Source organism: Gimesia sp. (genome assembly GCF_048262075.1).
Classification (GTDB): Bacteria; Planctomycetota; Planctomycetia; order Planctomycetales; family Planctomycetaceae; genus Gimesia.
In genome coordinates this window covers 1-12,633 of sequence record NZ_JBLXFK010000015.1, presented here as the reverse complement: position 1 = coordinate 12,633, position 12,633 = coordinate 1, and the positions used below count along the sequence as shown (strand labels likewise).

Annotated in this window: 12 protein-coding genes; 3 read left to right on the top strand and 9 right to left on the bottom strand. The window is 47.5% G+C overall.

What is annotated here, in order from left to right:
• Positions 1 to 17: 17 nt before the first annotated feature.
• A complete protein-coding gene (locus ACN0YH_RS23150) occupies positions 18 to 215 on the bottom strand; it encodes a cold-shock protein (RefSeq protein ID WP_145228069.1) in 198 nt (65 codons plus the stop codon).
• Positions 216 to 860: 645 nt separating this feature from the next.
• Between ACN0YH_RS23150 and ACN0YH_RS23145 the strand changes: the two genes are divergently transcribed.
• The 3 genes from ACN0YH_RS23145 (at position 861) to bfr (ending at position 2,858) form a co-directional block, all read left to right on the top strand.
• A complete protein-coding gene (locus ACN0YH_RS23145; protein ID WP_417381965.1) occupies positions 861 to 1,094 on the top strand; it encodes a hypothetical protein in 234 nt (77 codons plus the stop codon).
• Between the two features lie 292 nt (positions 1,095 to 1,386).
• Complete coding sequence (locus ACN0YH_RS23140; RefSeq protein WP_417381964.1) at positions 1,387 to 2,187, top strand: 3-keto-disaccharide hydrolase; 801 nt, start codon at positions 1,387 to 1,389, stop codon at positions 2,185 to 2,187.
• A gap of 200 nt (positions 2,188 to 2,387) precedes the next feature.
• Positions 2,388 to 2,858 carry a bacterioferritin gene (bfr, locus tag ACN0YH_RS23135; RefSeq protein ID WP_417381963.1) on the top strand — a complete coding sequence of 157 codons (471 nt, stop codon included), beginning with the start codon at positions 2,388 to 2,390 and terminating at the stop codon, positions 2,856 to 2,858.
• A 192-nt stretch (positions 2,859 to 3,050) separates the two neighbouring features.
• On the opposite strand, the gene ACN0YH_RS23130 is transcribed toward bfr, so the two are convergent.
• The 8 genes from ACN0YH_RS23130 to pnpS all read right to left on the bottom strand — a co-directional run bounded on the left by ACN0YH_RS23130 (position 3,051) and on the right by pnpS (position 11,031).
• Positions 3,051 to 3,338, bottom strand: coding sequence for a (2Fe-2S)-binding protein (locus ACN0YH_RS23130; protein ID WP_417381962.1), 288 nt, complete (start codon positions 3,336 to 3,338; stop codon positions 3,051 to 3,053).
• A gap of 372 nt (positions 3,339 to 3,710) precedes the next feature.
• Positions 3,711 to 4,424, bottom strand: coding sequence for a response regulator (locus ACN0YH_RS23125; protein ID WP_417381961.1), 714 nt, complete (start codon positions 4,422 to 4,424; stop codon positions 3,711 to 3,713).
• Between the two features lie 33 nt (positions 4,425 to 4,457).
• Complete coding sequence (gene phoU, locus ACN0YH_RS23120) at positions 4,458 to 5,129, bottom strand: phosphate signaling complex protein PhoU (RefSeq protein WP_417381960.1); 672 nt, start codon at positions 5,127 to 5,129, stop codon at positions 4,458 to 4,460.
• Between the two features lie 4 nt (positions 5,130 to 5,133).
• A complete protein-coding gene (pstB, locus tag ACN0YH_RS23115) occupies positions 5,134 to 6,024 on the bottom strand; it encodes a phosphate ABC transporter ATP-binding protein PstB (RefSeq protein WP_417381959.1) in 891 nt (296 codons plus the stop codon).
• Positions 6,025 to 6,122: 98 nt separating this feature from the next.
• Positions 6,123 to 7,001 carry a phosphate ABC transporter permease PstA gene (gene pstA, locus ACN0YH_RS23110; RefSeq protein WP_417381958.1) on the bottom strand — a complete coding sequence of 293 codons (879 nt, stop codon included), beginning with the start codon at positions 6,999 to 7,001 and terminating at the stop codon, positions 6,123 to 6,125.
• Positions 6,998 to 7,990, bottom strand: coding sequence for a phosphate ABC transporter permease subunit PstC (gene pstC / locus ACN0YH_RS23105; RefSeq protein ID WP_417381957.1), 993 nt, complete (start codon positions 7,988 to 7,990; stop codon positions 6,998 to 7,000). Before pstC ends, pstA begins: the two co-directional genes overlap by 4 nt.
• Complete coding sequence (locus ACN0YH_RS23100; RefSeq protein WP_417381956.1) at positions 7,990 to 8,997, bottom strand: PstS family phosphate ABC transporter substrate-binding protein; 1,008 nt, start codon at positions 8,995 to 8,997, stop codon at positions 7,990 to 7,992. The genes pstC and ACN0YH_RS23100 overlap by 1 nt, the downstream gene beginning before the upstream one ends.
• A 255-nt stretch (positions 8,998 to 9,252) precedes the next feature.
• Positions 9,253 to 11,031, bottom strand: coding sequence for a two-component system histidine kinase PnpS (gene pnpS, locus ACN0YH_RS23095; protein ID WP_417381955.1), 1,779 nt, complete (start codon positions 11,029 to 11,031; stop codon positions 9,253 to 9,255).
• Positions 11,032 to 12,633: the final 1,602 nt, after the last annotated feature.

The window sequence follows — 12,633 nt, the reverse complement described above, 5'->3', positions numbered from 1 at the left end:
AATGTTTGGTCTAGATTCTACTCGGAAGTAGTAACTCGAACTGCACGCAGACCTCGATCACTTTTTTCGGTTTCAAACTCTACAGTTTGACCTTCAACCAGTTGATCGAATGTGATGCCATCAAGTGATGAGAGATGAAAAAAGATATCCTGTTGGCCATCGTTAATGAAGCCAAAACCTTTTTCAGTAATTTTTTTGATTGTTCCAGTGGCCATAAAGCCCATCCTCTAACTTAAAAGTCGCTCGACAATAAAACGGAGTTTATTGTCACTCTGTAACTGATCACCACTTTTAGCAAAATTGCTCATAAAATAGTGACACACTGAAAAAATACGCACAGCGTATTATAACGCAAAAATAATGAAATAATCAGGCTGCCTGTGAATTGGACACTTATATAAATAAGATTGAATACCATTTCAGCTTCACTCAACCTGAGATAAGTGTGACAAACCCTGAACGAATTAGCAAACTGTTATATCAAAGTTTCTTATAAAAATTTTGAGAATTCTAAAAAACTAAAACCTTAAGATTATGGCTGAAAATGAAGGTTTTACCGAATTTAAACTTGACCTTTTTCCCTGTTTTTGGCATCTCAACCCGACTGTTTTTCAGGAACCACAAGACCCTGCTCACCCCTTCAATCGCACCAGCTCTGATTTTTTATCCATAGGGAACAGTCAACTGAACTGAAAAAACAACGTCCTTTCAATGATTTCAAACTGAAATATGAGTTTAAAAGATGATTGTCGCTTGAAATCTGCAGTGTCTCATTTTTTAATGCTTTTAAGACAATGTCTTTCATAGACAGAGACCAAGTGACTCATTTCCTACAACAACTATTCGGAAGGGACAATAAAATGTCTTTCACAAAACTGAGCCGACTGTTCGTCGTGCTGACTACCATCAGTCTTTCAGCATGGGCCGTCGGATGCGGCAAACCCGCCGCAGATGCTCCTGCCCCTGCAGAAGAAACTCCTGCTGCTGAAGCCCCTGCTGAAGCTGGTTCAACGACTGGTGGTGCCGGCGCTGAAGTACCAGAAGGTGGAGAAGAGCCCGCAGCTGATCCTAAAAAAGAAGAAGCTGGCAGCTAAGCTTGCCGATACCAGATCCCTGGTACCTCTTTGATTTTAAACGCCCGTTAATTCATAACGGGCGTTTTTTTGTATTCAAAGGCCGGATATTTCCGCGGAGACCTGTTGAAAACTGCAAAGTTCATTCTCAAAAACATGTCATTTGCTGAATCGTGGTTTATAATCGAAAAATACCCCGACAGGTCAGCTTTGTTTTTCTCCTGTCTTTGTGATCTCTTTCTCAGGACTTCCGGACATTGTATTGTCCGTTGACCAGTCTGTATCGTACGCTCCGTGATTAAGGAACCCATTCGTGAAATCTACATCATTCCTGACGTTCTGCCTGACCCTGTTTCTCACCCTCTGCATTGGTTCCTTCGTTACTGCAGATGAATCCCGGACTGAGAAGAAATGGATTCCCTTGTTCAACGGAAAAAACCTGGATGACTGGACTGTGAAAATCCGAGGTTACGATGTCAATGAGAACTTTGGCAAAACGTTCCGCGTGGAAGATGGCTTGCTGAAAGTGGGTTATGATCAGTACGGTGAATTTGCTGAAAAATTCGGGCATCTGTTTTACAAAACTCCATTTTCACATTACATCATCCGTGTCGAATATCGATTTACCGGGGAGCAATCAACAGGCGGACCAGGCTGGGCCTTTCGTAACAGTGGAATCATGGTCCACGGCCAGTCCCCGGAGAGTATGTCGAAAGACCAGAGGTTCCCGGTTTCCATTGAAGTGCAGCTATTGGGTGGAAAAGGGACGGGAACCCGCACGACAGCCAACCTGTGCACTCCGGGTACCCATGTTGTCATGGATGATAAGCTGTTTAAACCGCATTGCGTGAACTCCCATTCCAAAACCTACCATGGAGATCAATGGGTCACCGTAGAAGTCGAAGTCCGCGGGAATCAAATCATCAAACACATTATCGACGGGGAAACAGTTCTATCCTACACAAAGCCCCAGTTGGACCCGGAAGATGCGGATGCCAAAAAACTGATTGAGCAGGGTGCTCCTCTCATGCTCGACAAGGGTACCATTTCGCTGCAGTCTGAAAGTCACCCGATTGAATTTCGCAAGGTCGAACTTCTCAAGCTGGATCCCTGAAACCGGCCTGTATTGAGAATCTGTATCAAAAAATCCTGCTGTTGGCCCGCAAGGGAAGAGATCTCGTTTCAATCCATAAAAATAGCGGATTTTAGACAGTTTCAGTCTGGTACATGTCCTTCAATTCACGAATACTACAAGCAGCGTGTCTCCAGGTTGAAGGCAGCATTACCAGAAAACAGAAAGAGAAAGTAAGACCAATGAAGGGTAGTCAGAAAATAATCGATGCTTTAAACGATGGACTCACAATCGAGTTGACAGCTATCAACCTGTATTTCATCTCATCCAAAATGTGTAAAGACTGGGGATTTGATAAGCTGGCCAAGCACTTCTATGATGAATCCATCGAAGAAATGAAACATGCAGAGCAGGTCATTGACCGGATCCTGTACCTGGACGGAGTTCCGGAAATTGCCCGCTACGATGTCATTCGTGTCGGCAAAACTGTAGAAGAGCAGATTCAGAACAGCCTGGAACTGGAAACCAAGGGTGTATCCACGTACAACTCAGCAATTGAACTATGCCATGCAGACAAAGATGCCGGCAGCCGCGAGTTGATGGATCAGATGGTTGTTGAATCTGAAGAAAGTATCGACTGGTGCGAATCACAGCTGGAACTGATCAAACTGGTTGGAATCCAGAACTATCTGGCAGAACAGATCCGCGAATAAACAGGGATTCCCAAGGGTAGCAGGCGGACAACCAGCAAACCCAACGAGGGAATAAAAGCAAAAAGCCCCTACTAAAGGGGCTTATGTTGATGAGACCAGACTAGACTGTGTCCAGTTTTACTGTAGCGTCTCCAAGGCTATTTGAACCGAGTATAATAGTTTGAAAGACGCTATGGCCAAATGTAATGCGATCTAAGCGGGCTGCGCCGCACACAGGCAACGCCGCTTGGACTGGCCACAGTCATCGCATGCACCTGCCAACAGGTCTTTAATCCGACAATGGCAGGCCGTGCAACCTTTTCCTGCACCACAGCTCCGGGTGACTTCATGGACCGTCTCAGCATTGCTGACAGTAATACACTGCTGGACTTCTTCTGGAGTCACTTTCAGACAGTGACAGAGAAATCTTCGACGGGGAGCAATCTCAGGGACGGGGATTGCCGTTGATCGTTCAAACTGGCTCTCGGTAACGGTAGACATTTCGCGTTATACCCTGGCATCAGTCGCATCCTTTGTGACTGATGCTTTTTTAATTAAAAGCTGGTTGCGTGGTGATTACGGGACTCAATCAGGTAGGAACGGTCTTTAAACCCCGTTTTCAGGTTTGGCCTCACTGCAAGTAGAGTATGAGACTCAGTCTCAACTAAGAATAGTATATCGGTCTTTTGAGTACTGTCAACTACTCTCAAAAAAGTTTTTTTACCGATCCAGTGAGATACCCCTCAAGTGGAATTCGCATGTACAGATACCAGCGGCGACCATCTGTTAAAAAACGCCTTTTCTCTAAGACCATATACAAGAAAAGGCCTGCTGTTCACAGCAGACCAGTCTTGGCGAATACGTTTAAAGGTTTTACGTCGTCTGCTTTTTGAAGGCAGTATCAGGGTCCCGAAAGCGGTAACCAACCCCACGAACCGTCTCAATTAACTCCGAGTGCTTATCCAGCTTCTGGCGTAAGGCCCGGATATGCACATCAATGGTTCGCTCCAGAACCAGAGCATCATCTCCCAGAGCAGCATCAATCAGTTCTGCACGAGAGAAAACACGACCAGGTTGACGAACCAGAGCTTCCAACAGTTCAAATTCACTCCGAGTCAAAGAGATCGGAACATCATCAATCATCACACGATGCCGCCTGCGGTCGATCATTACCCCTTGACTGACAATCGTATCAGATGCTTCGCCGTTACTTTCTCGACGCCTGAGCAGAGCCTTAATCCGTTCCAGCAGAATCTTGACACTGAAAGGTTTCGTTACATAATCATCGGCACCCAACGTGAAACCAACCACCTGGTCCGTTTCTTCGGACTTGGCTGTCAGCATCAGGATCAGAATATTACTGGTTACAGGATCCGATCGGAGCCGGCGACAGACTTCCAGGCCATCCATCTGCGGAAGCATCAGGTCCAGAATGATCAGGTCCGGTGTTTTGAGTTGCGCCTGACGCAGGCCGTCCATTCCATCAAGGGCAACCACAGCATCGTATTTCTCCTGCCGCAAATTATATGCGAGTACTTCAGAGAGAGAACGATCATCTTCAATCACAAGAATGCGTTTCTTAGACATATCTTTTTCTTACACCACCTAAATGAAATAGAATCAGGTAGAAAATGTTTCCTTATGCCGATGGCGGACAATTTCACCCTCGGTCAGATAAATAACATCTTCAGCAATATTAGTCGTATGGTCGGCAATACGTTCGATGTGGCGAGCTGAAGAAAAGAAGTGTAATGCCGGTTTAATCAAATTAGGATCGGTCTGCATCAACTGATAAATTTCATTGATAATCTCCCGATTGTAACCGTCAACAATGTCATCACGCTTGCAGACACTGCGCGCTTTTTCTGTATCAAAATCAATGAAGGCATCAATGGCATCACGCAGCATGGAAACGGTGACTTTTGTCATCGGCTCCAGAGAAGCAGGAATTCGAAAGTTGGGATAGTGTGACAGTCCGATGGTCCGTTCCGCGATATTCACGGCCAGGTCGGCAATCCGCTCCAGATCATTATTGATTTTCAAGACGGTTGCCGTCTCACGTAAATCTACAGCAACAGGTTGATGCAACGCGAGGATTTTCAGACAATCTTCCTCAATCTTGACTTCGCTTTCGTTGATGGCGCGTTCTTTCTCGATGACTTCATTCGCCAGGTCAACCTGAACTTCGAAAAGGGCACGACTGGCCTTGGAGATCATCTCTTCAACCAGCGAAGATTGCGTGATGATCTCTCTTTCAAGTGACTCCATGTCGCGCTGCAGGTGCTTTGTCATTGGCTTATCCGAATCTGCCTGTTATATAGTCCTCGGTCTGTTGTTTCTTGGGATTCGTAAACAACTCTTCTGTTGCCCCCGATTCCACCAGCAGCCCCTGATAGAAAAACGCAGCCTGGTCAGAAACACGTGCTGCCTGCTGCATATTATGCGTCACAATTACGATCGTATACTGTTCTTTCAACTCAAATATTAAATCTTCAATGCGTGCTGTTGATGCCGGATCCAGTGCGGAAGCCGGCTCATCCATCAGCAGGATATCCGGATCATTCGCCAGAGCCCGGGCAATACACAGCCGCTGCTGCTGCCCCCCTGAAAGATTGAGGGCCGATTCACTTAAACGATCCTTGACTTCATCCCAAAGTGCAGACCGCTGCAGTGAACGTTCTACAATCTCGAATAAATCTTTTTTCTTGCGAATGCCGGCGATCTTAGGACCAAAAGAGACATTATCAAAAATAGACTTGGGAAAAGGTGTGGACTTCTGGAATACCATTCCAATCCGTTTGCGCAATGTGACAATGTCTGTTCGAGACGAATAAATATCCTGCCCCTCCAACAGAATCTCTCCTTCGACACGAGTGCCTTCAATCATGTCGTTCATTCGATTAAGACATCGCAAAAATGTTGACTTGCCACAACCCGACGGCCCAATAAAGGCAGTCACACAGCGTTCTGGTATGGAAAGTGAGATATCTGTTAATGCACGGTTCTCCGAATAATAAAACGACAAATCACTCACACTGATTTTTTCAGTGGCCTGGGCTAATTCGTCGGCCGTCCGCATGCTCTTTCCCTCTGGAATCGAAGGACGGACGATCGGGCCTTTAGATTGATCGGAAGTCGTCTTGTCGGATGGTTGCATATTACTTTTAACCGAAGGTGTTGAAGCCATGGATTGAAAATCCTTGCTGAGACCAATTATAGATAATTTTGATCAAAACTGTGTCGATGTTTTTCTCTGTTTTTGAGGTAGCACAAAATCCATCCATATTACCAGCGAATCTTTTTCCCGTATTTATGACGTACAAAAATGGCAATCGCATTCATGCTGACCAGAACCACCAGCAGCACCAGGATCCCTGCAGCAGCCAGATGATGAAAATCTTCCTGGGGTCGGGAAGTCCAGTTGAAAATCTGAATCGGCAATGCGGTAAATTCATCAGATAACTTCTCTGGAACAAAAGGCACGTAAGCCATTGCACCGACAGCAATTAAAGGTGCAGCCTCGCCCAAGGCACGAGACAGAGATAAAATTACGCCTGTCATTATGCCGGGCAGTGATGCTGGTAAAACCTGATACCAGACGGTCTGCCAGCGGGTTGCCCCCAGAGCATAAGCCGACCGTCGAATGGAGTCGGGCACTGCCCGGAGAGCTTCCTGAGAAGCCAGAATAATAATTGGCAATACTACGAGAGTCAGCGTCAGTGCACCGGAAAGCACGCTCCGCTCCAGTTCCAGTGCCCGTACAAACAGACCAAGTCCCAGAATACCGTACACAATGGAAGGTACTCCAGCCAGGTTGGCAATATTCAACTGAATCAATTTACGCCAGCGACTGCGAGGCGCATACTCTTCAAGATAAACAGCGGCCCCGACTCCCAGTGGAACGGAGAACATCGCTGTCAGACTGATCAACCAGATACTGCCCCACAAGGCAGATTTAATGCCCGCTTTATGTGGAAAACGAGAGGGGAGATGGTCAATAAATCCCCAGCTCAGCCAACCTTTTCCCTGCACAACAATATTCCAGATCAACACCACCAGCATCAACACACAGGTGATGGTCGCCAGGAAACAGACAGAGGTAAACAGCATATTTATAAAACGACCACGTCGCTTTGTCGTATAAATATCAAGCTTATTGCTCATTCGTAACGCTCCCCTACTCGAGAGAGAATATATTGAGCAATCACATTCATGATCATCGTAGTAATAAACAAGGCCAGTCCCACTGCAAAAATCGTACGATATTCAACCGTGCCTGTCGGGGTATCCCCCTGACTCACCTGCACGATATAGGCGGTCATCGTCTGAATACTTTCGAGCGGATTCAAGGTCAGCTTGGGAGTAGCACCGGCTGCCAGAGTCACTGCCATCGTCTCTCCAATCGCACGTGAAATCGCCAACAGGAAACTGGCAATAATTCCCGATAAAGCAGCAGGCACAATCACGCGTACTGTCACCTCAAATTTATTAGCCCCCAAGGCAAAAGCGGCTGCTCTCAAAGAAAGCGGGACCGACTGTAGAATGTCTTCACTCAGGGAAATAATCATAGGCAGGATCATAATCCCGACTACGATACAGGCACTGGCCGCATTAAAGACGCCGGCACTGGGGAAGATGTCACGTATAATTGGCGACACAAAAACAATCGCCAGATACCCGAATACGACGGAAGGAATTCCTGCCAGAATTTCCAGCATTGGTTTCACAATATCCCGAAAACGGGGAGACGCGTATTCGCTCAGGTAAATAGCAGTCCCCAGACCAATGGGCACCGCGACTATTGCCGAACCCCCGGCGACCAGCATCGTACCACACAACAAGGGTAAAATGCCAAAATGCTGAGGCTTCAACAGCGGCGTCCACCTGGTACCCGTTAAAAACTCAAGAATGGGAACATCGTAAAAGAACTGCACTGACTCATAAAGCAGCACTACCACAATGCCCACGGTAACCAGAATGGAAATACTGGCACAGACAAATAGCGCAAAGTGAATACAACCCTCGTAGAAAGGACGCAGGCTGCACCACAGCCCCCCCGCCTTTTCTAATGACGAAGGGCGAGACAGCTGAAGTACAGCTGTCTCACCACTTTCGATCTCAATCGATTGTTCCGAATTCGAACGATCTTCCATTACTTGGATGTAGCTCCATTAAAAGCTTTCATGTTCGCTTCCTGAACTTCATCTGAAACTGGTACATAACCCACGTCTTTAGACAAGGCAGCTGCATTTTCCAGGTAGAATTTCACGAACGCAGCGACCTCAGGTCGCTCCAAAGAAGATTTCCGCACGTAGATGAACAGGGGACGGGATAACGGTGCATAAGAATTATCGCGAACCGTTTCCAGTGAAGGTTTCTTACAACCTTTGCCGCCATCAACTCCTAACAGCTTCAACTTTTCTTTGTTCTCTTCATAGTAAGCATACCCAAAGTATCCCAGGGAGTTCTTGTCTTCGGAAACCCCTGTGACCAGAACGTTATCATCTTCACTGGCAGTGTAATCTGCACGACTGGCTTTGGACTCGCCGACAATCGCTTCCGTGAAATAATCAAACGTACCCGAGTCAGTACCAGGACCGTACAGCTTGATATCTTCTGCTGGCCATTTAGGATCAAGGTCCTTCCACTGCTTCACACCGCTTTCAGGACGCCACAGTTCTTTCAGCTGCCCCACAGTCAAACAGTCACACCAGGTATTCTTAGGGTTCACAATCACAGCCAGACCATCAAACGAGACGGACAGCTCAATAAATTCAATTCCCTGTTCTTTGCACGCGTTTGCTTCTTTTTCCTTCATCGCACGAGAGGCATCGCAGATATCCACTTCGCCGGCGATGAATTTCTTCATTCCGCCACCAGTACCAGAAAAGCCTACGGTCACACGCACTTTAGGTTGAACCGTACGAAACTCCTCTGCGACAGCTTCACTCACAGGGTAAACGGTACTCGACCCGTCAATCTTGACGTCCCCTGCCAGCTCTCCAGCCCCTTCTGTCGAAGCCCCTGGTTCAGAACCTGCAGATTTTGCAGCTGGTTCACTACTGTTGTTGCCACCTCCTGTGCACCCAACACCGATCAGGGAAACTCCAATGGCCAGACTCAACACTGCCAATACTTTCCCGATGTTCGTTGTGATCATTTTGTCTGTCTCTCCCAATTGCGATATGCTGGTAAACAAGTTCAATATTTGTTTTCACTCCACGCCATACGCTTTAGAAAAGAAGAGTAAGGACGTGACCTGTCTGTTTAAGACGTGAGTTACCATAACCGCAATTTGTTAAGATAATATTAAGAAACCGTGAAGTACTTAATCTTTCCAGAACATCAGAATGCCTGGTATATTTACCTTAACCCTTATAAAACATAGCATTTACGGCGTTTTATATTGTGAAGATTATCCTCGAGGAAGCCTTACAGAAAACGTGCTGCCTTCGCCGACCTTACTGCTCACACCGATGGTTCCATTAAAAGACTGGACCAGATGCTTGACAATCGAGAGCCCCAGACCGGTCCCCCCCAATTCCCGGGAACGGGCCTTATCGACACGGAAGAATCGCTCAAATAATCGTGCCTGATATTTTTCCGCGATCCCGATACCGGTGTCCTGCACCTGCAACAACACCAGATTTCCCTCTTCCCGTTGCCAGCGAATTGTAATGCGGCCCTGGTCCGGTGTGTATTTGATCGCATTATTAATCAGGTTACCCAGGATCTGATGCAGCCCTTCTTCATCGGCCTTCACTTTGATTCCCGGTTCTTTTTCTTCAATTACCAGCTCGATCTGTTTTGACTCGGCCACTTTCTGTTGATCCACAAGACAGGATTCGACAAAGGGCCCCAGCTCAATACTGATAATATCAAAGACCTGCTTACCGGATTCAATGCTGGCCAGACTGATCAGATCCAGGATGAGCTGATGTAGCCGGTCGGCCTGTTCTTCAATTCGCAGTAAAAAGGTCTTACTGATTTCGGGATCATCCATCGCTCCCCGAATCAGAGTTTCAGTGTACGCCTTAATAGAACTGAGTGGCGTTTTCAATTCATGCGATACATTCGCAACGAATTCCTGACGCAGTGACTCCAGGCGGCGTAATTCCGTCATATCAAACAGCACGATCACCAGCCCGGGACAGGGTGTCCCCGGTAAAGGAGTCGTCGTCACTCCCAGAATACGATCACTGGTGCTTTCCAGCTCGACTTCCATCCGCTGTGGCTCTAGCGACTTGAGCACTTCTGTAACTGATTTCTGCAGCTGATGATTACGCACAGACTCAAATAACGCTTTGCCTTCCGCATCCTCTGGTGAGAAGAACAGCAGTCTGCCTGCAGATTCGTTGGCAAACAGCACATGCTGGCGTTCATTGATTGCAATCACTCCCTCAACCATCCCTTCCAGAACGGTGCTCAAACGGTCGCCACTCGCCTGCAACTGACGTACACGCTCCGCCATCTCTTTACTCATATGATTAAATGACTGCGCCAGGATTCCCAACTCGTCATGCTGGGGAAAATACAGCTTCTGATCATAATCCCCATTTGCGATAGATTCAGCAGCGTTGGTCAGGATGGTTAAAGGACGAATCATCCGCGCTACGACCCAGTAAGTCAGCAGCATGACGGTAAAACTCACCAGTAACGCAATACTCCAGATCAGTTTTTCAATCGACGAAATCTCTTCCTGGATTTTTGCCATCGTAATCGCAACACGCACCACTCCCCGAGGCTCGCCATCTTTCTCATACAACACTGCATAGTACAACATCGGCTCGCTTAAAGTGGGACTGATGCGTTTTGAGTTCCCATCACCAGATGAAATCGCCTGGATGACCTCTACCCGGTTCTTGTGATTTTCCATCTCACGAACCAGCTCTAAAGTATCCTGGTCAGAATCTGCCAGAACGACTCCCTCCATATCAATCAGGGTCAAACGTGTACCGGTTTCCTCTCCCAGTTTCCTGACTTTTTTCTGTAATGGTTCGGAAATGCCATCCTGGAACACACCCTCCAGACTACTGCGCATGATCACAGCGCTATCATGCAGCCGCTGCTGTACCTGCTCTTCGACCTGGCTCTGCTGACGTCCGGAGACGATCAACACGAACACAATCGCTGATGCGATATTTAAACCGGCATAAACCAGAAACAGCTTCCAGAACAGACGCGAAGACCACATCGAAACATCCACCTTGATGACTACCAGAGCATCGAACAAAATTGTAACAGGTCATGCTCAATCAAGATCTGAAACAACTGGCTCTGAAAATGCTGCTAATTACCTGAATTCAGGCTGAATTGAATTCGCCTATTGTGAACGTGAAGCACGCCTGTTCGCAAGGGCTGCTTCACAGATTCATCAAGAGTTCAACAGATCAGGAGTAAAACATTAAAGCTTGCCCTCCGTGTATTACGAATAATTCATCCCCCGGCTGGAGGCTCACACGGGAGATATAAACCCTCCAGCAGTCTGTACCGCTCATCCCTGAAGCTTCCGGATCGCATCACATTTAATCCAGGCAGCGATCAGATGATGACACTCGCTCCAAACAACCCTGGAGGCGCAACAGTAAAGCGGGACACAGTCAACTCTTCTCATTTGATCACTCCTACTGATGAAACTCCCCTTGACGCCTGCGCGCCAACAGCGATAAACGCTGAATTGAGTCGCGCGCGTGCCCAGTTTACAGTGCACTGAAACACGAGCCACTTGTTCTGACTCTTCACTGTAATACAGCCTGTTTTTTCCAGATTTGCACTGCTCGAAACCACACTTGTTCGTGATGTATGCCTGCGGGTCGCCGCACTTCGCAGACTTTCGATCCGGTACCATCTCAGCACCGCCAGATATCGTGCCCGTATCGACTCATATCGCCACCCGATTCTGTTCATCCCCCTTGACCTCTCCACGCCCTTCCCTAAGATTTTCCTCAATCGATGAAAACAGACAGATCCTGAAATCAGCGTTCTGACAATCATCAAAGGTAAAGCATTTTTGAAAACAGCTATCATCCGACCTCGTTCCTCACTCTGTAAGATCACAAAAAACGTGCGTGTGTTTTCGTATTTTTCGTGGTAGCAAAAATTCCCCGGAACCAGTTCAACGGAAACAGCAAACCGTCCGGGTACCACAGTTGGCTTGCCCCACTGTGGCCGAAAAACCAGCTCCCCCCAAAAACGGGTAAGCCCGGACGCACATCCGGGCCGAGCGCAACGAGCGGGAGGTGACAGTGCCATGTCCATTCCAGAACCGGGCTTCCCAGACTCTCTCTAAACGGCTTTCACGTTTCACACAGCATTATAAAAGATGTGTCTCCGCCCCCCGCAGATGAAAATCCCGAACCACTGGAAGATGAATAAGGGTGTCCCAGATTAGCCGCAGTGCGTTAGCTCCGGTTCTTTCACCGAGCCATGTCAGAACCGCAGCTGATGTGAACAAAAAAAAGCGGGTAGCCTCGGATATAATCCGAGGTTGTCGCAGACAACAGGAAGCTGTCAGAGCAGCCGTTCAAACCAGATCAACGAAACCAACCTACCCAGCCATAAGGACGGAACCACCTGTCTGCCTGACATGCTTCGCACCAGTATCACACCACAACGGGAACCGATGAACCTCGCGAATTCGATTTTTCTACCACGAAAAACACGAAACCACACGAAAGTAAAAATAGGGGGGGAGTGGTATTATCCGTCGAACGTACCAGATTAGCCGCAGAGCCTTAGCCCCGGTTGTCTTCCCGTCTGCAGGAACCGCGACTGACTTTGTAAGACGAATGAAAAA